This is a genomic window from Pseudomonas sp. S30 (genome assembly GCF_016518545.1).
In the GTDB taxonomy this organism is placed as follows: Bacteria; Pseudomonadota; Gammaproteobacteria; order Pseudomonadales; family Pseudomonadaceae; genus Aquipseudomonas.
In genome coordinates, this window is the sequence record NZ_JACVTO010000002.1 from 280,639 (window position 1) to 299,748 (window position 19,110).

Sequence of the window (19,110 nt, forward strand, 5' to 3'; positions counted from 1 at the left end):
CGATGAATGAATGCAGGCCTCGGATAAGCCTATGACGCGTGTATGACAGTTTCGATTCGTGACGTCTTGCATCACTATAGCCACACTCAATCGACCGTCGGCTTCCTGTAGGGCCTGGGTGCGGCTATGATGGGCGACGTTTTTTTATGCTTACGACCTGGAGAACTCCATGAGCAGCGATCTGATCAAATACGTCACCGACGCCACCTTCGAAAGCGAAGTGCTCCAGGCCGGTGTTCCAGTGCTGGTCGACTACTGGGCCGAATGGTGCGGTCCCTGCAAGATGATCGCGCCGGTTCTGGACGACGTCGCCACCACCTACGAGGGCAAGCTGCTGGTCGCCAAGCTGAACATCGACGAAAACCAGGAAACCCCGGCCAAGCACGGCGTGCGCGGCATCCCGACCCTGATGCTGTTCAAGAACGGCAACGTGGAGGCCACCAAGGTCGGTGCGCTGTCCAAATCGCAGCTCACGGCGTTCCTCGACGCCCACCTGTGATGCAAGAGAGCCCCGCCGATGCGGGGCTTTCGCTGTCCCCTGTTCACGCACCACGTCCCAGGACACCGTCCAGACCCGTTGCCACGGGTGCCGATTTCCCCGGTCAAAACCACTAGACGCGGAAAAAAGCAAGTGTTACATTCGGCCTCGCACTGCTTCTCCAGTGCCCCCTGCATGCCGTCGCCGACGCACTCCCAATTCGAATCAGTACGCGATCCTGTCGCCAATCCTGCGGCGCGGCCTCATTAAGCCAACAGCTTAATTCCCCCCTTCTTACATGATTACGTCACTCCCCTTATGAACCTGACAGAACTCAAGCAAAAGCCGATTACCGATCTGCTGGAAATGGCCGAACAGATGGGCATCGAAAACATGGCCCGTTCGCGCAAGCAGGACGTGATTTTCGCCCTGTTGAAAAAACATGCGAAAAGCGGCGAAGAGATCTCGGGTGACGGCGTGCTGGAGATTCTCCAGGATGGATTCGGTTTCCTGCGTTCGGCAGATGCTTCGTATCTGGCCGGCCCTGACGATATCTACGTCTCGCCTAGCCAGATCCGCCGCTTCAACCTGCGTACCGGCGACACCATCGTCGGCAAGATCCGCCCGCCGAAGGAAGGGGAGCGCTACTTCGCGCTGCTGAAGGTCGATACGATCAACTTCGACCGTCCGGAAAACGCCAAGAACAAGATCCTGTTCGAGAACCTGACGCCGCTGTTCCCCAACCATCGCCTGAAGATGGAAGCCGGCAATGGCTCCACCGAAGACCTCACCGGTCGCGTCATCGACCTGTGCGCACCGATCGGCAAGGGTCAGCGTGGCCTGATCGTCGCCCCGCCGAAAGCGGGCAAGACCATCATGCTGCAGAACATCGCGGCCAACATCACCCGTAACAACCCCGAGTGCCACCTGATCGTCCTGCTGATCGACGAGCGCCCGGAAGAAGTGACCGAAATGCAGCGCACCGTGCGCGGCGAAGTGGTTGCTTCCACCTTCGACGAACCGCCGACCCGTCACGTGCAGGTGGCCGAGATGGTGATCGAGAAGGCCAAGCGCCTGGTCGAGCACAAGAAGGACGTGGTCATCCTGCTGGACTCCATCACCCGTCTGGCCCGTGCCTACAACACCGTGATCCCGAGCTCCGGCAAGGTCCTCACCGGTGGTGTCGACGCCCATGCCCTGGAAAAGCCCAAGCGCTTCTTCGGCGCCGCCCGTAACATCGAGGAAGGCGGTTCGCTGACCATCATCGCCACTGCACTGGTCGAGACCGGCTCGAAGATGGACGAGGTGATCTACGAGGAATTCAAGGGTACCGGCAACATGGAGCTGCCGCTGGACCGTCGCATCGCCGAGAAGCGCGTGTTCCCGGCCATCAACATCAACAAGTCCGGCACTCGCCGCGAAGAGCTGTTGACCGCCGACGACGAACTGCAGCGCATGTGGATCCTGCGCAAGCTGCTGCACCCGATGGACGAGGTCGCGGCCATCGAGTTCCTCATCGACAAGCTCAAGCAGACCAAGACCAACGACGAGTTCTTCCTGTCGATGAAGCGCAAGTAAGCTTCGGACACTGCCAGTGGGGCCGCTTCGGGTCCCATCGCCGCCAGACCCGACCTGCACAGGTTGCAGCCGGGTCAAGCGGCGATGGGGCACCTGGCGGCCCCACTGCATTGTGCCAAACACGTTACACTCAGCCCCCGACCGATACGGCCACCACGAGGCTCACGCATGCAGTACCGCGATCTGCGCGACTTTATCCGTGGCCTGGAGCAGCGCGGCGAACTCAAGCGCATCCAGGTCCCGATCTCGCCCATTCTGGAAATGACCGAAGTCTGCGACCGCACCTTGCGGGCCAAGGGCCCGGCGTTGCTGTTCGAGAAACCCACTGGCTTCGACATCCCGGTACTGGGCAACCTGTTCGGGACGCCCGAGCGCGTGGCCATGGGCATGGGCGCCGAGTCGGTGAGCGAGCTGCGCGAGATCGGCAAGCTGCTGGCCTTCCTCAAGGAACCCGAGCCGCCCAAAGGTCTCAAGGACGCCTGGTCGAAGCTGCCGATCTTCAAGAAAGTGGTGTCCATGGCGCCGAAGGTCATCAAGGACGCGGTGTGTCAGGAGGTGGTGGTCGAGGGCGAGGACGTGGACCTCGCCCGGTTGCCGATCCAGCACTGCTGGCCGGGCGATGTCGCCCCGCTGATCACCTGGGGCCTGACCGTCACCCGCGGGCCGAACAAGGAGCGGCAGAACCTGGGGATCTATCGCCAGCAGGTGATCGGCCGCAACAAGGTCATCATGCGCTGGCTGAGCCACCGCGGTGGTGCCCTGGACTATCGTGAATGGTGCGAGAAGCATCCGGGCCAGCCGTTCCCGGTGGCCGTTGCCCTCGGCGCAGACCCGGCGACCATTCTCGGCGCCGTGACCCCGGTGCCCGACACCCTTTCCGAGTATGCCTTCGCCGGCTTGCTGCGCGGCAACCGTACCGAGCTGGTGAAATGCCGCGGCAGTGATCTGCAGGTGCCGGCGACCGCCGAAATCATCCTCGAGGGGGTGATCCACCCCGGCGAGACGGCGCCCGAAGGCCCCTACGGCGACCACACCGGCTACTACAACGAGGTGGACAGCTTCCCGGTGTTCACCATCGAGCGCATCACCCACCGCCGCAACCCGATCTATCACAGCACCTACACTGGCCGTCCGCCGGACGAGCCGGCAATCCTCGGCGTGGCGCTCAACGAAGTGTTCGTACCGATCCTGCAGAAGCAGTTTCCCGAGATCGTCGACTTCTACCTGCCGCCCGAAGGCTGCTCCTACCGCATGGCGGTGGTGACCATGAAGAAGCAGTACCCAGGCCATGCCAAGCGCGTGATGCTGGGGGTGTGGTCGTTCCTGCGACAGTTCATGTACACCAAGTTCGTGATCGTCACCGACGACGACGTCAATGCCCGTGACTGGAACGACGTCATCTGGGCCATCACCACGCGCATGGATCCCAAGCGTGATACGGTGATGATCGACAACACGCCGATCGACTACCTGGACTTCGCGTCGCCGGTATCGGGCCTGGGGTCGAAGATGGGCCTGGATGCCACCCACAAGTGGCCGGGCGAGACGACACGCGAATGGGGCCGGGTCATCGTCAAGGACGAGGCCGTTACCCGCCGCATCGATGAGCTGTGGGATCAGTTGGGAATCGAGTGATGCAGGTGACCTTGCAGCCTTGTGGCGCGGTGCTGTCCGTCGAGCCGGGCGAGAGAATTCTGGAAGCGGCCCGGCGCCTGGGCTACGAATGCCCGAGCAGCTGCCGCAACGGCAACTGCCATGTGTGCGCAGCATTACTGGTGGAGGGTCGGGTACGCCAGGACGGCGAAGTGCGCGATCACGGCGAGTTGTTCACCTGTATCGCCGAGCCGCTGGAAGACTGCGTGCTGCTCTGGGACGGCGTGCTGGCGCTCGGTGAGCTGCCTGTGCGCGCCCTGGCCTGTACGGTCAGCGAGTGCGTGGAAATCGGTGGCGACGTCTGGCGCGTGCGCCTGCGTGCTCCGGCCGGCAAGGTGCCGCGCTACCACGCCGGCCAGTACCTGATGGTCGAACGCGAGGGCGCCGACAAGGCCGCGTTCTCCCTGGCCTCGGCGCCCCATGCCGGGCGTGACCTGGAGTTGCACGTGCTGGCGCGCGAGCGCAGTGCCGTGCAGCTGATCGAGCAATTCCAGCGCACCGGCATGGCGCGGGTCGAGCTGCCGTTCGGCGATGCCCATCTGGCCGAGCTGCCGGACGGCCCCCTGGTATTGATCGCCGCTGGCACGGGCATGGGCCAGATGCACAGTCTCATCGAGCACTGTCGTGCCCAGGGCTTCGAACACCCGGTGCACCTCTACTGGGGTGTGCGTCGGCCGGAAGAGTTCTACCTGATCGAGCACTGGGCGCAGTGGCAGCGCCTGCCCAACCTGTTCCTGCACAAGGTGGTCAGCGACCTGTGTGGCTGGGAAGGCCGCTGCGGCCTGCTGCACGAAGCGGTGCGCGAGGATATCGCCGACCTCAACAGCGTGCACGTCTACGCCAGCGGCTCGCCCAACATGGTCTACGCCACCCTGGACGCCCTGGTGGAAGCGGGCATGGACGCGCACCGCATGCGCGCCGACGTATTCGCCTACGCACCTCGCGGATGACCCTGCGGCGTGCCGCGCAAGCACGCCGGCCACTTATGACCGAAGTTATCCGGCTCGATTATAAAGACCGCCTTATTACGGTCTGAACGAGCAACTTCCGATTTATTCATAACCACACTTCCGGTCGTCGGTTACAAGCCTGAAAGTTCCACCTCAGGGCTTGAGCTATTCCCGCAAGATGCCTTAAGTTACGTGCATCGCTCTCACCGTACCCGCTCCAGAGCCCGCAGGGCGGCAGCGCATCGGTGCACGTGCGTGGTCCCTCGTTACACAGGAAACAACGGCGGCAGCCTATGTCGGCACTTGAAAGTTCTTCTTGGCAGGTGGCTTATCCCCCTTCGCTGGATTTCGGCCAGCAACTGACTCCCGAACAATTGCAGCACTCCATGCGCGCGACCATGTCCCTTCACGAAGGCGGTCCGGTGTGGCTGTTCGCCTATGGCTCGCTGATCTGGCGGCCAGAGTGCGACTCGGTCGAGCGCCGGCGTGCCCGTGTGCACGGCTATCATCGCGGCCTGTACCTGTGGTCCCACGAACACCGCGGCACGCCCGAGTGCCCTGGGTTGGTGTTCGGGCTGGACCGCGGCGGTTCGTGCAGCGGATTCGCCTATCGTCTGGACGAAAGCTGCCTGGACGATTCGCTCAATGCCCTGTGGCAGCGGGAAATGCCGTTTCCGGCCTACCGCCCGCACTGGCTGACGTGCCGTCTGGAAGACGGCAGCAAGGTGCAGGCGCTGGGCTTCGTGCTCGAGCGCAGCCTGCCGTGCTACGCGGGAAACCTGCCCGACAGCCTGCTCAGGCAGATTCTCGCCAGTGCGAAGGGTCGCTCGGGTACTACGCGCGATTATGTGGAGCAGACCCTCAAGGCATTGCGCAGCCACCAGATGCCCGATCGCAGCCTCGAAGCGCGCTTCCAGCGTTGCCACGATGCCACCCGCAACTGACGCTTACGGCCTCTGAAGCTCACTGGACCTGACTATCACTGGGCCGAGCCGATCCAGTCCACCAGTGCCCGCACCTTGGGTACTTCTGCGGCGTGCTCGGCATACGCCAGGTAGTGCCTGCCGGGGCTGCGCAGGGCATGGTCCCAGGCGATCACCAGGCTCCCCTCGTCGAGTTCACGGCTGGCCAGGTAGCGCGGCACCAGCGCCACGCCGCAGCCTGACTGGGCCGCGCTCAGGGCCATGTAGAAGGTGTCGAAGCGCGGGCCTTGGTAGCTGTTGTCGGTGTGCAGGCCCTGGTCCTGGAACCAGGCGTGCCAGGCCTCCGGTCGGGACGTGCTTTGCAGCAGCACCTTGCCCGCGACCGCAGCCGGTCCGTCCAGGGCGCCAGCGTCGAGCAGCTCTGGGGCGCACACCGGCACCACCTCTTCGCCGAACAGCTCCACGCACGCAGCGCCCGGCCAGGTCCCCTGGCCATAGAAGAACACCACGTCGGCCGAACCCTGCAACAGGGCGAACGGTTCCATCTCGTTGCGGATATCCAGGTGGATGTTGGGGTGGCGCTTGCCGAAGCCCTTGAGGCGTGGAATCAGCCAGCGCACGCCGAAGCTCGGCTGGGTGGCGACCTTGAGCACCTCGGTCTGCTCGCCATAGGTGAGGACGTAGCGGCTGGACATGTCCAGCTGGGTGAGGATCTTGTTCACCTCCGCCAGGTACAGGGCGCCCGCCGGCGTGAGCTGCAGGCGTCTGCGGATGCGCAGGAACAGATGGTGGCGCAGCATCTCCTCCAGCTGCGCCACCTGTTTGCTCACTGCGCTCTGGGTCAGGTGCAGTTCTTCGGCGGCGCGGGTGAAGTTCAGGTGTCGAGCGGCCGCTTCGAAACATTGCAGGGCGGTCATCGAGGGGACCAGGCGCTTGGACATGGGCGTCTCTGAAGGCAGTCAACCATTCTTCAAGGGAATGATTAGAGGAATAAAGGTCATTTGTGGCGGTGAACCAATCGGATTAATACTGATTGCCTGTCACTTTTCAACCGTTCCCGTCATTTGGAGAAGCATCATGGTTGCTGGATTGCTCGAGCGTCTTGGCGTCGCCGCTGCCGACTACACCCAGGGTGAGCACCCTGTGCACACGCCGATCGATGGCAGCCGGATCGCGTCGGTGAAGCTGCTCGACCACGCCCGCACCACGGCCTGCATCGATCAGGCCCAGCACGCCTTCCAGAGCTGGCGCAACGTCCCGGCGCCGCGTCGCGGAGAGCTGGTGCGCCTGTTCGGCGAGGTGTTGCGGGCGCACAAGGCCGAGCTGGGGGAGCTGGTCAGCATCGAGGCGGGCAAGATCACCCAGGAGGGGCTGGGCGAGGTCCAGGAAATGATCGACATCTGCGACTTCGCCGTCGGCCTGTCACGGCAACTGTACGGGCTGACCATCGCCTCCGAGCGGCCTGGGCACCACATGCGCGAGTCCTGGCATCCGCTGGGGGTGGTGGGGGTGATCAGTGCCTTCAACTTCCCGGTCGCGGTCTGGGCGTGGAACACCACACTGGCGCTGGTGGCCGGCAATGCGGTGGTGTGGAAACCGTCGGAAAAGACGCCGCTCACCGCGCTGGCTTGCCAGGCCCTGCTGACCAAGGCGCTGGCTTCCTTCGGCGACGCGCCCCAGGGGCTGAGCCAACTGGTGATCGGGGCCCGTGAAGCCGGTGAGGCGCTGGTCGAGGATCCGCGCGTCGCGCTGATCAGCGCCACTGGCAGCACGCGCATGGGCCGTGAGGTGGCACCGAAAGTGGCGGCGCGTTTCGGTCGCTGCATCCTCGAACTGGGTGGCAACAACGCCATGATCCTGGCGCCCAGCGCCGATCTCGACCTGGCCGTGCGCGGCATCCTGTTCTCGGCCGTGGGTACGGCGGGGCAGCGCTGTACCACCCTGCGCCGACTCATCGTGCACCGCTCGATCAAGGACGAGGTGGTCACCCGCCTGAAGGCCGCCTACGCCAAGGTGCGCATCGGCGATCCACGCCAGGACAATCTGGTCGGCCCGCTGATCGACCGGCAGTCGTTCGATGCCATGCAGGGCGCCCTGGCCAAGGCCCGCGACGAGGGTGGCACGGTATTCGGCGGCGAGCGCCAACTGGCGGCGCAGTACCCGAACGCCTATTACGTGGCACCGGCGATCGTCGAGATGCCCGGGCAGAGCGACGTGGTACGCCACGAAACCTTCGCGCCCATTCTCTACGTGTTGGCTTACGACGATTTCGACCAGGCCCTGGAATTGAACAACGAGGTGCCGCAAGGCCTGTCGTCGTGCATCTTCACCACCGACCTGCGCGAGGCCGAGCGCTTCCAGGGCGCGGCGGGCAGCGACTGCGGCATCGCCAACGTCAACATCGGCACCAGCGGGGCTGAAATCGGTGGTGCCTTCGGCGGCGAGAAGGAAACCGGCGGCGGTCGCGAGTCCGGCTCCGATGCCTGGAAAGGCTACATGCGGCGCCAGACCAACACCGTCAATTACTCGACGCAATTGCCGTTGGCGCAGGGCATCGTGTTCGACTGACACCCGCCGCGACGCACTGCGTCGACGATCAGGGCTGCGACGACAAAAACAACAAGGCAGGAGCCGGGCGATGTCCGATCTGCGTCATGCGTGTCTGTGGGAAACGATCACTGCGCCAAGTGTCAGCGTGCGCACGCTGGCTGAGCCGTGTCAGGCGGATGTGTGCGTGATCGGTGGGGGCATCACTGGCCTGGTGACGGCCGTGCATCTGCTCGAACAGGGGCGGTCGGTGGTGGTGCTGGAGGCCCGTGAAGTCGGGCATGGTGGCTCCGGGCGTAACGTCGGGCTGGTCAATGCCGGTACCTGGATCCGCCCGGACGACGTCGAGGCCGCCCTCGGTGCCGAGCAGGGCGGGCGCCTGAACCAGGTGCTCGGCCAGGCGCCTGCCGAGGTCTTCGCGCTGATCCAGCGCCTGGGCATCGACTGCCAGGCCCGGCATCACGGCACGCTGCACATGGCACACAATGCCGCCGGTATCGCCGACCTGCAGGCGCGACAGGCCCAGTGGCAGCGCCGCGGCGCCGATGTCGAGCTGCTGACCGGCGCTGCCTGCCAGGCGCACTGCGGCACCGAGCGAATCGCCGCTGCGCTGCTCGACCGCCGCGCGGGTACGCTCAACCCCATGGCCTATACCCAGGGGCTGGCCGCAGCCGTCGTGCGCTTGGGCGGGCAGCTGTTCCAGCGCTCGCCGGTCCAGGCGCTGGCCCGTGAGGGCAATGGCTGGCGGGTGAGCACCCCGGGCGGCAGCGTACGGGCGGGGCAGGTGGTGATTTCCACCGGCGCCTACACCGAAGGCGACTGGACCACCCTGCGCAAGCAGTTCTTTCGCGGCTACTACTATCAGATCGCTTCCCGACCGCTGCACGGCGCGGTCGCCGACAGCATCCTGCCCCACGGCCAGGGTTCGTGGGATACCCGCACAGTGCTCAGCAGCATTCGCCGCGACGACCAGGGCCGCCTGCTGCTCGGCAGCCTTGGCCGGGTCGACAACAAGCCGGCCTGGTTCGTCCGTCGCTGGGCCGACCGTATCCAGCGCCACTACTTTCCGGCGCTGGGCGAGGTGCAGTGGGAAACTCACTGGACCGGGTGCATCGACTTCACGCCTGATCACCTGATGCGGCTGTTCGAACCGGCGCCAGGGCTGGTGGCGGTGACCGGCTACAATGGACGCGGCAATACCACGGGGACCGTCATCGGTCGCGCCCTGGCCGAATTTCTGCTCGGTGGCGACGCCGAGGGTCTGCCCATTGCGTTTTCCTCGATGAGACCCGTTCGCGCCCCTGCGTTGCGCACCCTGTTCTACGAGTCGGGCTTTTCCCTGTACCACGCCGGGCAATGCCTGCGAGTGGTTCTGTAGGCCCTTGTGGCGCACCGAACGGCAGCGCGATGGAATGTTTGCCAGCGGTCGAACTCAAGAAACAGACACCCCCGACGTTCAGGAGAGTCTGTTATGAGCACGCTGGTCACTCGCGACGGCACCGCGATCTACTACAAGGACTGGGGCACGGGCAAGCCCGTGCTGTTCAGCCACGGTTGGCCACTGGACGCCGACATGTGGGACGGTCAGATGGAGTTCCTGGCCAGCCGCGGCTATCGGGCGATCGCCTTCGACCGGCGTGGCTTCGGGCGTTCCAGTCAACCGTGGGAAGGCTACGACTACGACACCCTCGCCGATGACCTGGCGCAGCTGATCGAGCACCTCGACCTGCACGACGTGACCCTGGTCGGCTTTTCCATGGGCGGCGGCGACGTCACCCGCTACATCGCTCGGCACGGCAGCGCGCGCGTGGCCGGCCTGGCGCTGCTGGGCTCGGTCACCCCGCTGTTCATCAAGACCGCCGACAATCCCGATGGCGTCGACAAATCGGTGTTCGATGGCATTCGCGAAGGCCTGCGCGCCGACCGGCCGCAGTTTCTCATCGACTTCGCCCAGCAGTTCTACGGCATCAATCATGGCCAGAAGGTCTCCGAAGGGGTTCAGGCCCAGACCTTGAACATCGCCCTGCTGGCTTCGCTGAAAGCCACGCTGGACTGCGTGACGGCCTTCTCCGAAACCGATTTCCGTGCGGACATGGCACGCATCGACGTGCCTACCTTGATCATCCATGGCGACGATGACCAGGTGGTGCCGTTCCAGAGCACGGGCAAGAAAGCCGCCGAAATGATCGACGGTGCACAACTGAAGGTCTATCCCGGCGCGCCCCACGGCTTTGTCGTGACCCATGCGCGACAGCTGAGCGATGACCTGCTGGCGTTCCTGTCCAGGTAAGTCGGCCCTACCGGAAGGCGGGCCACGGGGACGACGTGCCCGTCAGACGGTATGAAATTGATTTAGGTTATTAACAAATAGCTTCTTATTCCTTTGAGGTTGCAAACACTTCTTCGATACTGGGGCCAGCTCAGACCCCGTCCAAGGAGGCGCAACCATGTCCAACCCGTCCATTCGTTACCTGATCGTGCCGGGCTGGCAAGGCTCGCCAGACAATCATTGGCAAAGTCACTGGCAGCGCAGCCTGCCCAACAGCGCCCGTGTCGAGCAGCGCGACTGGTTCACGCCGCAGCGAAGCGACTGGGTACAGGCGCTGGAACAGGCCATCGCCGCCGAGCGCTCGCCGGTGATACTGATCGCCCACAGCCTGGGCTGCATCACCGTGGCGCACTGGGCTGCCCAGGCCCGTGCGACCTCGCTGCGGCGAGTGCGTGGGGCGCTGTTGGTGGCTCCAGCGGATGTCGAGCGGCCGGGCTGCGCCGAGGCACTACGCAACTTCGCCCCGATCGCCAGCCAGCCGCTGCCGTTCCCCACCCAGGTGGTGAGTTCGGACAACGACCCGGCCGTGAGCGTGCCGCGCGCGCTGGCCCTGGGCAGGGCCTGGGGAGCCGAGGTCGGGCTGCTCGGCGATGCCGGGCATATCAACGTGAAGTCGGGTCATGAGCGTTGGGAAGAGGGCTTCGCCTATCTCTACCGTCTGCAAAGTCGGGTAGACCAACACATCCTGCGTCGCGCCTGAGTACGCCTTCGCCCGTCACACCGCAAGCCCCGGTCATCTGTCCGGGGATGGGAGCTTTTCATGCATCGCGATACCTATCCTGGCCAGCCGCTGCTGACCTTTCCCGAACTGGACAAGAGCCCGCTGAGCATTCGCGCCAAGGCGCTGGTGTTCGTCGACCCGCGTTCGCAACAGCTGCGCCAGGCACTGGAGCAACTGGCGACGCAGCCGCTGCCGGTGCTGATCCGGGGAGAGTCCGGCACCGGCAAGGAGTTGCTGGCCCGGCAGATTCATCGCGCCAGTGACCGAGCGGGATTATTCGTTTCGGTGAACTGTGCCGGCATCAGTCCGACGTACGCCGACGCCGAACTGTTCGGCTACAGCGCCGGCACCCAGGGCGGTACCGCCAGCAGCCGGGCCGGCTGGTTCGGCTCGGCCAACGGCGGGACGCTGTATCTGGATGAGGTCGGCGATCTGCCGCTACCGATCCAGGGCAGGTTGTTGGCGGCATTGGAGAACCGCGAGGTGACCCGGGTCGGCGCGCAGCGTCCCCACCCGGTGGACGTACGCCTGGTGGCCGCTTCGAGCATCGACCTGGCCAGGGCGGTGCGCGCCGGGCGCTTCAACGAGCGGCTGTACCTGTATCTGCGCGAAGGCGAGTTGGCGCTGCCGGCGCTGCGCGATCGGGTCGGCGATATCCTGCCGTTGGCCGAGTACTTCGTCGGCCTCTACAGCGCCCGCCTGGAGCGGGCGGTGCCGTTGATCAGCGAGGTTGCCCAGCAGGCGCTGGAAGCCCACAGCTGGCCCGGCAATACCCGGGAGCTGGAAAACGTGATTCATTTTGCGCTGCTCATGGCCGAGGGTGATGAAATCCTGCCGCAGCATCTTGACCTGCCCGATCGCTCGCCGCTGGTTGCCCTGGAGGCTCAGCTCGTCCAGTTGGGTCGCAGCCGCCAGCCGCAGGTCCTGGCGGCGCTGCGTCAACTGTTGCACAGGCACCTGGCTGAGTTGACGCCAGGTGCGGGATGACAGGTACGCCGCAGCCGTCATAAGCAAATGCCATGGTGGCTTTTTATTTTCGGCATAAGCACCGAATCAAAAGATATTGTTAGGGCATAAAAAATCCCGGTATCGTCCGCTGCACGCCGCAGCGATGCTGTGCGGCACCTGAACTCGCCACGCCTGTTGGCATGCGCTCGACAACAAGGATCACCATGAAAAAGACCCTGCTGACCACCGCGCTCGCCGCAGCGCTCTCCCTTTCCGGTCTGGTGCAGGCCGCCGAGAAGCTGGTGGTGGCCGCCACGCCCGTGCCCCATGCCGAGATTCTCGAGCTGATCAAGCCCACCCTGGCCAAGGAAGGGGTGGACCTGGAAATCAAGGTGTTCACCGACTACGTGCAGCCCAACGTACAGGTGGATCAGAAGCGCCTGGACGCCAACTATTTCCAGACCTTGCCTTACCTGAAGAACTTCAACGAAGGCAAGGGCACGCACCTCGAGACCGTGGTCGGCGTCCACGTAGAACCGTTTGGCGGCTATTCGAAGAAGGTCAAGAGCCTGTCCGAGCTCAAGGAAGGCTCGACGGTCGCCATCCCCAACGAGGGCAGCAATAGCGGCCGTGCCCTGCTGCTGCTGCAGAAAGCTGGGCTGATCACCCTGAAAGATCCGAGCAATGCCCTGGCGACGCCGAAGGACATTGCCCAGAACCCGAAAAAACTCAAGTTCCGCGAACTCGAGTCGGCGATGCTGCCGCGCGTGCTGGACCAGGTCGACCTGGACATGATCAACACCAACTATGCGCTCGAAGCGGGCTTGAATCCGGCCAAGGATGCCTTGGTGATCGAGGGCAGCGACTCGCCCTACGTGAACTTCCTGGTCGCCCGCCCGGACAACAAGGACAGCGATGCCATCCAGAAACTGGCCAAGGCCCTGACCAGCCCTGAAGTCAAAGCCTTCATCGAGAAGAAATACCAAGGCGCAGTGCTGCCGGCGTTCTGATCGATCGCATCACGACGTGCCAGGGGCTGCGCAGCGGTCCCGCCACGACGGCAGGACCGCGCCCCGCCGCAGTGGCGCACCCCGCCGACCCGACTCAATCCTGGCTGGCCAACGCCTTGTGCAAGGCCAGCAGCCACTGAAGTTGTTCGCTGAGGGCGGGCGAGTTCGGGGCGTTTACGCGAGTCGTGTCCATGTGTCGTAAGGGATCTTTCGTTCGAGAGGCTGTTTGAGCAGCCTGGACAACGAAAGATCCTGCCCACCTAGATGAAATTTCCTCAGAGCGGTTAGGCCAGTGCAGGCGGTGTCCCCTGCGCATCAGCCATTGCGCGGCAGCCAGTCGAGCAACAGGTTGTTGACCACCTGCGGGTTCTCCAGGCTGGAGATATGCCCGGCGAAGGGAATCTGCACAGCCGGGCAACCAATGAGCTGGGCCATGTGCAGGCTTTCGCTCGGGGGGCGTGGAATGTCCTGGTCGCCACACACCACGAGGGTTCGAGCGGCGGGCAACGCGCTCAGGCGCGTCAGCCGATCGGCTCTGGAGAAGATCAGCCGCCCCAATGGGTCGAGGCTCTGGCGGATCGTGTCGGCATCGGTGGCTTCCAGCCTTGCGCGGAACTGCTCGCGCTCCTGGGGCACCGTGTCGCCCCCTGCATGGAAGAACATCGGCACCACGGCGTCCAGCAAGGGGGCCTGGAACGCGCCTGCGGCGCTGGCGGCATCCAGTAGAGCGAAATATTTCAGGCGGTTGGCCTCGGGCTCGGCGCCCAGGTAGGTGTCTATGAGCACCAGTCGATCGATCCTGTGCGGTTGCTCCAGCGCCAGCTGCGCGCCCCACATGCCGCCCACCGAAAGCCCCACCAGGTGACACCGATCGATGCCCAGTGCGTCGAGCAAGGCCAGGTGCTGGCGCGCCAGGGCGTCCATGTCGACAGTGCCGGGCGGCGGCGCGGCGCTGTCTCCGTGACCCCAGAGCTCGGGCACGATTACCCGAAAGTGTCGGGACAAGGCGTCGATCTGCGGTTGCCACATGGCCGCCGACCACAGGTAGCTGTGGCCCAGCAGTACTGTGAAGCCGCTGCCCTGGTCGACGTAGCTCAGGCGTGCGCCGTCGATCTCGATGTAATGCTTGTGCATGGGAAGGCTCTCTGGGGGACGTGAGTCAGACAGGCTAGCAGCCAGTGCGGCGCGTGGGGGCGATTGACTGTGATTGGGATTTTTCCTCGGGCAAATGCGGTCCGATGCTCGACACCCATAGGTGTCGAGCATGCGTGTCGAGGACAGACCAGGGAGTGACCATGCCTCTGAGCGAAAAACAGAAGATGCTTGCCGGACAGCTCTACCATGCCGGCTGCCCCGAGCTGCAGGCCGAGCAGATGGCCAACAAGCGCTGGATGCAGCGCTACAACGACAGTGCGCTGCTGCCCAAGGATGAACGTCACGCGCTGTTGCGCGAACACCTGGGCGAGGTCGGCGAAGGCGTGGTGATTCGTCCTCCGTTCTACTGCGACTACGGCTACAACATCAGCATCGGCAAGAACAGCTTCATCAACTTCAGCGTGGTGATTCTCGACGTGCTGCCGGTGATCATCGGCCAAGACTGCCAGATCGCGCCCTCGGTGCAGATCTACGCCGCCGACCATCCGCTCGATCCTGCCGTGCGCCGCACCGGGCTGGAGAGTGGTCGACCAGTGGTCATCGGCAACAATGTCTGGATTGGCGGCGGGGCGATCATCCTGCCTGGCGTGACCCTGGGCGACGATGTGGTGGTCGGCGCCGGCAGCGTGGTCACGCGCGACGTCGCGGCCGGGGAGGTGGTGCTGGGCAATCCGGCGCGGGTGCGCCAGCGATCATGAGCCCCACGGGCAATAGCAGCCGCTGGCGAGCGCGTTGGACGCCTCGACCCGACGGCCCTGGAGCACGGCCCGCAACACCGGCTCGATGAAGCTGTTGCCCGAGTTGCAGACGGCGCCCGAACCGTAGGGGCCGAAATATGCCAGATGGCCCTGTCGGTCCCAGATCGCCACGGCCGGCGAGGCGGGTATCCGGTCGCTGCCGTGCAGCTCGGTGATCGGCAGCAGGCGCTGCCAGTCCGTGGGAAGCTGGCCAGCGCTGCCGGGCTTGCGCAGCACGTGGAAGGTGACACCCTCGGCGGAGAATCGCTCGATCACCTCGCCCAGGTGGTCCTGGATGCCGACGTTGCAGGGGCATGCCGGGTCCCAGAAGTGCACCACGCGCACGGGGCCAGGACCGGCCAGATCGTCCGGCAGGCGCAATTGCCCGCCGTCGAACAGCGCGATGCTGTCATCGAAAGGCCGCAAGTAGCTGGACTGGAAACGGGCGTAAGCCCACCACAGCGCGATTGCGCAGAGCAGGACGCCGAGCAGCTTGCAGAACGTCTTCGCGAAGTGTCTGAGATGTGGCATCCGTACTTTCCGAACCTGGCCTTGGAGAAACGCCCCGAGCGAGTCGACAGCTTGCCATGCCGGGCCGCAGAGCTGAATATCGTAGATCAATCCTTGCGTGTTGCCGGACTCACCATGCCTTCACCCTTTCACCCTGACCTGCTGCGGCTCGGCCTCGCGCCGCTGGCCGAGCGTCAGCCCTTGTCGACGTCGGCCCAGGACTACCAAAGGTTCTACGGCCTGGACCTGCCTGCGCAGGCCTGGCTCGGAGGCTTCAGCGTGGCGGGCTTCGACCTGGCGGGGCAGGTCTGGCTGCCCCAGGCACCGGTTGCCACGCTGTTCCTGCTCCACGGTTATTACGATCACATGGGCCTGTACCGCCATGTGATCGAGTGGGCACTGGGCCAGGGTTTCGCGGTGATCGCCTGCGACCTGCCCGGGCATGGCCTGTCCAGCGGCGAGCGGGCCAGCATCGCGGATTTCTCCATCTACCAGCAGGTGCTGGAAGCCTTGTTCGAACAGGCGCGCCTGCTCGACCTGCCGCGGCCCTGGCACCTGTGCGGGCAGAGTACCGGTGGCGCCATCGTGGTCGACCACCTGCTGCATCGCGGCGAGCGCAGCCCGGCCGATGGTCAGGTCATCCTGCTGGCGCCGCTGGTGCGCCCGCGTGCCTGGGGCTGGTCGAAGTTGAGCTATCGGGTGCTGCGCCATTTCGTCGATGGCATCGAGCGGCGCTTCACCACCAACACCAACGATCCGCAGTTCCTCGCATTCCTGCAGGCCGATCCCTTGCAACCCCGGCGCCTGCCCACGGCCTGGGTCGGGGCCTTGATGGCCTGGGTGCGACGCATCGAGGCGGCGCCACGCAGTACGCGCCGGCTGCTGATCGTGCAAGGCGAGGCCGATGGCACGGTGGACTGGCCCTACAACCTCAAGGTGCTCAAGGACAAGTTCGCCGAGCCAGACCTGCTGCTGCTGCCCGAGGCCCGGCATCATCTGGCCAATGAGTTGCCAGACATTCGCCAGCGCTACTTCGCCTTTCTCGACCAGCGCCTGGTCAGTTGAGCTCGGCGCTGCTCTGGCCTACCGCCAGCCCTGCACGTACCGCCGCCAGGGCGGCCTGGTAGTAGGCCTTGCCGTCCGGGGACTCGGCGAACTCGACGAACGCCTCCAGTTCGGCATCCGACAGGTCGCGATAAACGTACAGCAAGGTGTTGTTCAGGTCTTCGCCGATCTCGTTCATCAGCCGTTGGCGCTGCCCGTCCAGCATGCCCTGGGCCTGTCCGTTGCCCAGCAGGCCGGGAATCATCGAGCTGAGGCTGTCGGCCGCGACCCCGGCGATGGCCAGGCTCACTTCGGCACCGGCCTCGCGCGCAGGCAGCGCCTGGGCAAGGTGACCGATCGCCAGCAGGCGGTTGTCGTTGGCGGTGATGCGCGGCAGCCCCTGGGCATTCTTGGCCAACTGGTCCTTGCGCGTGGCGAGCAGTTCGGCCGCCACCACCTTGCGGCCTACGGGTGACTGAAAGAATGCCAGTGCCGGCATCGGATTCTTCAACTGGGCGCGAAGCCCGGCCTGTGCACGGTTATCCATGGCCTGGGCCTGGAAGCGCTGATTGCTGTTGTTGACCAAGGCCTGGAACAGCGCCGGTGGCAGGCTGCTGCGGTAGCGCTGCTGGGCTGCACCCAGGGCGTCATTGAAATGAGCACGCTGGTCGGGCCAGCCGGCGGCCTTGTACAGCTGTTCGAGGCTGTCTGCCCAGACAGGCATGGTGCAGAACATCAGCAGAAGCAGGGTAAACAGACGGCGCATTCAGGACTCCTGTCGGCAGAGCGCCATTGTCCGTGGGGCAGCGGGGCTTGTCGAGACATCCGCGCGGTTCTCGGCCAAGTGGCGCTGTGCGCGCCCCTGGCGAATGGATATGATGCCCGCCATGCCTGATACCTTCGAAAGCCCCCTGCTGTCGGCCGTGGTCGACGACCTGGCCACCCGTGGCTGGTCGCAACAGCCATTGTTCCTGCCGGACGCGTTGGCGCGTGCGCTCGCGGCCGAGTGTCGAAAGCGCCATGCCGAAGGCGAGCTGAACCCTGCCGGCGTGGGCAGGGGGCCTTCCCAGGAAATCCGCGAGGCGATCCGTGGCGATCGCATCCAGTGGATCGATCCGGGCCAGGCGCCGGCCTGCGACCGTTATCTGGCGCTGATGGACACCCTGCGCCAGGCCATCAACCGCGGCCTGTTCCTGGGGTTGGAAGACTTCGAGTGCCACTTCGCCCTGTATCCGCCCGGCGCGTTCTACCTGCGGCACCTGGATCGCTTCCGCGACGACGATCGGCGCATGGTGTCGGTGGTGCTCTACCTTAACCACGACTGGCTGCCGAGCGAAGGCGGGCAGTTGCGCATGTTCCTCGCCGACGGCCTGGAGCATGACGTACAGCCCGAGGCCGGCAGCCTGGTGGTGTTTCTCTCTGGTGAGGTACCCCATGAAGTGCTACCGGCCACGCGCGAGCGTCTGTCCCTGACCGGCTGGTTCCGGCGTCGTGGCAATGACCCGTTCTGAGCGGGGCAAGGTGCTGGTCAGCGCCTGCCTGCTGGGCCAGCCGGTCCGCTACGACGGACGTGCCAGCGGTCATCCGGACCTGCTCGTGCGCTGGCAGGCGGAGGGCCGCGTGGTACCCCTGTGCCCGGAGGTGGCCGGAGGGCTGCCGACACCGCGCCCGCCCGCCGAGATACTGGGAGGCCAGGGCATCCAGGTGCTCGACGATCACACCCAGGTGATCACGCTGATCGGCGAGGATGTCAGCGCGGCCTTTCTCGATGGCGCCGAGCAAGCCCTGGCGCTGGTGCGTCGGCATGGGATCGAGGTGGCGGTGCTCAAGTCCGGCAGCCCCTCGTGCGGCAACCGGCTGACCTACGACGGCACCTTCAGCGGCACCAAGGTGCCCGGCGAAGGGGTGGTCGCGGCGCTGTTGCGGCGCGAAGGCGTGCAGGTCTTCAGTGAGCTGGAACTGGAGCAGGCTCGCTTGGCGCTGGAGTGACCGGCGACGGCGCTTCAGCCTCCTGGCTGCGATCGAGCCAGGTGGTTTCCAGCTGTGCGGTGCGCCCGCTGTCCTTGAGCCGCTGCAGGGCGTTGTTCAGCGCGCTTTCGAAGGCCGGGTTGTCCTTCTGGAATGCAATCACCAGGGCGTGCTTGCCAATCGGGTCGCTGGCCTGCAAACCGCTTTCGGCTTGGGGCGTGGCGTCGGCTGGCGTCAGGGTGATGTCGTACATGCCGCTCTGCACTCCAGGCAGGATGTCAGCGGCAGGCGCCTCGACGAACTGCGCGCGCAGGTCCAGCTCGCGGGCCAGGTCCTGGCCGAACTCGATGTCGAAGCCACTCAGGTGGTCGTTTTCCTTGAAGGAATACGGCGCGTTCTCGGCCTGTACGGCGATGCGCAATTCACCGCGGTCGTTGATCTCGTCGATCAGTTCGGCCTGGGCCAGGGGGCTGATGAGGATGGCCAGCAGCAGGCCAGTGGTCAGACGCATGAAGATCCCTTCCGATTCCGGGCACGGTGAGTCAGCCCGCCACGGTGG

20 protein-coding genes are annotated in these 19,110 nt (G+C 65.0%); 15 read left to right on the forward strand and 5 right to left on the reverse strand.

The annotated features are described in order from the left end of the window. Nucleotides 1-169 precede the first annotated feature (169 nt). From trxA to IAE34_RS04180, 5 genes are all read left to right on the forward strand, one after another. On the forward strand, nt 170-499 hold the full coding sequence (trxA, locus tag IAE34_RS04160; protein WP_200137589.1) for a thioredoxin TrxA: 330 nt from the start codon (nt 170-172) through the stop codon (nt 497-499). A gap of 297 nt (nt 500-796) precedes the next feature. Continuing rightward, nucleotides 797-2,056 carry a transcription termination factor Rho gene (gene rho / locus IAE34_RS04165; RefSeq protein ID WP_039581904.1) on the forward strand — a complete coding sequence of 420 codons (1,260 nt, stop codon included), beginning with the start codon at nt 797-799 and terminating at the stop codon, nt 2,054-2,056. A gap of 168 nt (nt 2,057-2,224) precedes the next feature. Then, on the forward strand, nt 2,225-3,691 hold the full coding sequence (ubiD, locus tag IAE34_RS04170; protein ID WP_200137590.1) for a 4-hydroxy-3-polyprenylbenzoate decarboxylase: 1,467 nt from the start codon (nt 2,225-2,227) through the stop codon (nt 3,689-3,691). Then, nucleotides 3,691-4,659: a CDP-6-deoxy-delta-3,4-glucoseen reductase gene (locus IAE34_RS04175; RefSeq protein WP_200137591.1), complete on the forward strand. Its 969-nt coding sequence runs from the start codon at nt 3,691-3,693 to the stop codon at nt 4,657-4,659. The genes ubiD and IAE34_RS04175 overlap by 1 nt, the downstream gene beginning before the upstream one ends. Before the next feature lie 293 nt (nt 4,660-4,952). Continuing rightward, entirely contained in the window at nt 4,953-5,603 is a 651-nt protein-coding gene (locus tag IAE34_RS04180; RefSeq protein ID WP_200137592.1) for a gamma-glutamylcyclotransferase, read from the forward strand. Between the two features lie 35 nt (nt 5,604-5,638). On the opposite strand, the gene IAE34_RS04185 is transcribed toward IAE34_RS04180, so the two are convergent. Beyond that, entirely contained in the window at nt 5,639-6,523 is an 885-nt protein-coding gene (locus tag IAE34_RS04185) for a LysR family transcriptional regulator (protein WP_200137593.1), read from the reverse strand. Nucleotides 6,524-6,659: 136 nt separating this feature from the next. Here IAE34_RS04185 and amaB point away from each other — a divergent pair, with 136 nt between their 5' ends. The 6 genes from amaB (at nt 6,660) to IAE34_RS04215 (ending at nt 13,137) form a co-directional block, all read left to right on the forward strand. Continuing rightward, on the forward strand, nt 6,660-8,150 hold the full coding sequence (amaB, locus tag IAE34_RS04190) for an L-piperidine-6-carboxylate dehydrogenase (protein ID WP_200137594.1): 1,491 nt from the start codon (nt 6,660-6,662) through the stop codon (nt 8,148-8,150). A 70-nt stretch (nt 8,151-8,220) separates the two neighbouring features. Further along, on the forward strand, nt 8,221-9,507 hold the full coding sequence (gene amaA / locus IAE34_RS04195) for an L-pipecolate oxidase (protein WP_200137595.1): 1,287 nt from the start codon (nt 8,221-8,223) through the stop codon (nt 9,505-9,507). Between the two features lie 93 nt (nt 9,508-9,600). Continuing rightward, nucleotides 9,601-10,419, forward strand: a complete 819-nt coding sequence (locus IAE34_RS04200; RefSeq protein ID WP_200137596.1) for an alpha/beta fold hydrolase — start codon at nt 9,601-9,603, stop codon at nt 10,417-10,419. Nucleotides 10,420-10,576: 157 nt separating this feature from the next. Then, nucleotides 10,577-11,158: an alpha/beta hydrolase gene (locus tag IAE34_RS04205; protein WP_200137597.1), complete on the forward strand. Its 582-nt coding sequence runs from the start codon at nt 10,577-10,579 to the stop codon at nt 11,156-11,158. A gap of 60 nt (nt 11,159-11,218) precedes the next feature. Continuing rightward, the gene (locus IAE34_RS04210) at nt 11,219-12,166 is read left to right on the forward strand and encodes a sigma 54-interacting transcriptional regulator (protein WP_200137598.1); all 948 of its coding nucleotides are present in this window, start codon (nt 11,219-11,221) and stop codon (nt 12,164-12,166) included. A 185-nt stretch (nt 12,167-12,351) separates the two neighbouring features. Beyond that, the gene (locus tag IAE34_RS04215; protein ID WP_200137599.1) at nt 12,352-13,137 is read left to right on the forward strand and encodes a MetQ/NlpA family ABC transporter substrate-binding protein; all 786 of its coding nucleotides are present in this window, start codon (nt 12,352-12,354) and stop codon (nt 13,135-13,137) included. A 315-nt stretch (nt 13,138-13,452) separates the two neighbouring features. On the opposite strand, the gene IAE34_RS04220 is transcribed toward IAE34_RS04215, so the two are convergent. Then, complete coding sequence (locus IAE34_RS04220; protein WP_200137600.1) at nt 13,453-14,271, reverse strand: alpha/beta fold hydrolase; 819 nt, start codon at nt 14,269-14,271, stop codon at nt 13,453-13,455. Nucleotides 14,272-14,432: 161 nt separating this feature from the next. On the opposite strand from IAE34_RS04220, the gene IAE34_RS04225 reads away from it, so the two are divergent. Continuing rightward, complete coding sequence (locus IAE34_RS04225; protein WP_200137601.1) at nt 14,433-14,990, forward strand: sugar O-acetyltransferase; 558 nt, start codon at nt 14,433-14,435, stop codon at nt 14,988-14,990. Here the strand turns inward: IAE34_RS04225 and IAE34_RS04230 are convergent. Further along, entirely contained in the window at nt 14,985-15,560 is a 576-nt protein-coding gene (locus IAE34_RS04230) for a DUF6436 domain-containing protein (protein WP_200137602.1), read from the reverse strand. The two genes, IAE34_RS04225 and IAE34_RS04230, sit on opposite strands and share 6 nt — an antisense overlap. 114 nt (nt 15,561-15,674) lie before the next feature. On the opposite strand from IAE34_RS04230, the gene IAE34_RS04235 reads away from it, so the two are divergent. Further along, nucleotides 15,675-16,604, forward strand: coding sequence for an alpha/beta hydrolase (locus IAE34_RS04235; protein ID WP_200137603.1), 930 nt, complete (start codon nt 15,675-15,677; stop codon nt 16,602-16,604). On the opposite strand, the gene IAE34_RS04240 is transcribed toward IAE34_RS04235, so the two are convergent. After that, nucleotides 16,597-17,349 (reverse strand): DUF2059 domain-containing protein, encoded by a 753-nt coding sequence (locus IAE34_RS04240; protein WP_200137604.1) that lies wholly within the window; start codon nt 17,347-17,349, stop codon nt 16,597-16,599. The genes IAE34_RS04235 and IAE34_RS04240 overlap by 8 nt on opposite strands. 109 nt (nt 17,350-17,458) lie before the next feature. On the opposite strand from IAE34_RS04240, the gene IAE34_RS04245 reads away from it, so the two are divergent. After that, a complete protein-coding gene (locus IAE34_RS04245) occupies nt 17,459-18,094 on the forward strand; it encodes a 2OG-Fe(II) oxygenase (protein WP_200137605.1) in 636 nt (211 codons plus the stop codon). Beyond that, on the forward strand, nt 18,081-18,572 hold the full coding sequence (locus tag IAE34_RS04250; protein ID WP_200137606.1) for a DUF523 domain-containing protein: 492 nt from the start codon (nt 18,081-18,083) through the stop codon (nt 18,570-18,572). Before IAE34_RS04245 ends, IAE34_RS04250 begins: the two co-directional genes overlap by 14 nt. On the opposite strand, the gene IAE34_RS04255 is transcribed toward IAE34_RS04250, so the two are convergent. Continuing rightward, nucleotides 18,529-19,062, reverse strand: a complete 534-nt coding sequence (locus tag IAE34_RS04255; protein ID WP_200137607.1) for a substrate-binding periplasmic protein — start codon at nt 19,060-19,062, stop codon at nt 18,529-18,531. The two genes, IAE34_RS04250 and IAE34_RS04255, sit on opposite strands and share 44 nt — an antisense overlap. Nucleotides 19,063-19,110 lie beyond the last annotated feature (48 nt).

Bases quoted from the DNA above. Each gene is read 5' to 3' on its own strand.
- amaB (WP_200137594.1), top strand. From the start codon at position 6,660: ATGGTTGCTGGATTGCTCGAGCGTCTTGGCGTCGCCGCTGCCGACTAC.
- trxA (WP_200137589.1), top strand. From the start codon at position 170: ATGAGCAGCGATCTGATCAAATACGTCACCGACGCCACCTTCGAAAGC.
- IAE34_RS04210 (WP_200137598.1), top strand. From the start codon at position 11,219: ATGCATCGCGATACCTATCCTGGCCAGCCGCTGCTGACCTTTCCCGAA.
- IAE34_RS04225 (WP_200137601.1), top strand. From the start codon at position 14,433: ATGCCTCTGAGCGAAAAACAGAAGATGCTTGCCGGACAGCTCTACCAT.
- rho (WP_039581904.1), top strand. From the start codon at position 797: ATGAACCTGACAGAACTCAAGCAAAAGCCGATTACCGATCTGCTGGAA.
- ubiD (WP_200137590.1), top strand. From the start codon at position 2,225: ATGCAGTACCGCGATCTGCGCGACTTTATCCGTGGCCTGGAGCAGCGC.
- IAE34_RS04200 (WP_200137596.1), top strand. From the start codon at position 9,601: ATGAGCACGCTGGTCACTCGCGACGGCACCGCGATCTACTACAAGGAC.
- IAE34_RS04240 (WP_200137604.1), bottom strand. From the start codon at position 17,349: ATGCGCCGTCTGTTTACCCTGCTTCTGCTGATGTTCTGCACCATGCCT.
- IAE34_RS04185 (WP_200137593.1), bottom strand. From the start codon at position 6,523: ATGTCCAAGCGCCTGGTCCCCTCGATGACCGCCCTGCAATGTTTCGAA.
- IAE34_RS04220 (WP_200137600.1), bottom strand. From the start codon at position 14,271: ATGCACAAGCATTACATCGAGATCGACGGCGCACGCCTGAGCTACGTC.
- IAE34_RS04175 (WP_200137591.1), top strand. From the start codon at position 3,691: ATGCAGGTGACCTTGCAGCCTTGTGGCGCGGTGCTGTCCGTCGAGCCG.
- IAE34_RS04180 (WP_200137592.1), top strand. From the start codon at position 4,953: ATGTCGGCACTTGAAAGTTCTTCTTGGCAGGTGGCTTATCCCCCTTCG.
- IAE34_RS04215 (WP_200137599.1), top strand. From the start codon at position 12,352: ATGAAAAAGACCCTGCTGACCACCGCGCTCGCCGCAGCGCTCTCCCTT.
- IAE34_RS04245 (WP_200137605.1), top strand. From the start codon at position 17,459: ATGATGCCCGCCATGCCTGATACCTTCGAAAGCCCCCTGCTGTCGGCC.
- IAE34_RS04255 (WP_200137607.1), bottom strand. From the start codon at position 19,062: ATGCGTCTGACCACTGGCCTGCTGCTGGCCATCCTCATCAGCCCCCTG.
- IAE34_RS04205 (WP_200137597.1), top strand. From the start codon at position 10,577: ATGTCCAACCCGTCCATTCGTTACCTGATCGTGCCGGGCTGGCAAGGC.
- IAE34_RS04235 (WP_200137603.1), top strand. From the start codon at position 15,675: ATGCCTTCACCCTTTCACCCTGACCTGCTGCGGCTCGGCCTCGCGCCG.
- amaA (WP_200137595.1), top strand. From the start codon at position 8,221: ATGTCCGATCTGCGTCATGCGTGTCTGTGGGAAACGATCACTGCGCCA.
- IAE34_RS04230 (WP_200137602.1), bottom strand. From the start codon at position 15,560: ATGCCACATCTCAGACACTTCGCGAAGACGTTCTGCAAGCTGCTCGGC.
- IAE34_RS04250 (WP_200137606.1), top strand. From the start codon at position 18,081: ATGACCCGTTCTGAGCGGGGCAAGGTGCTGGTCAGCGCCTGCCTGCTG.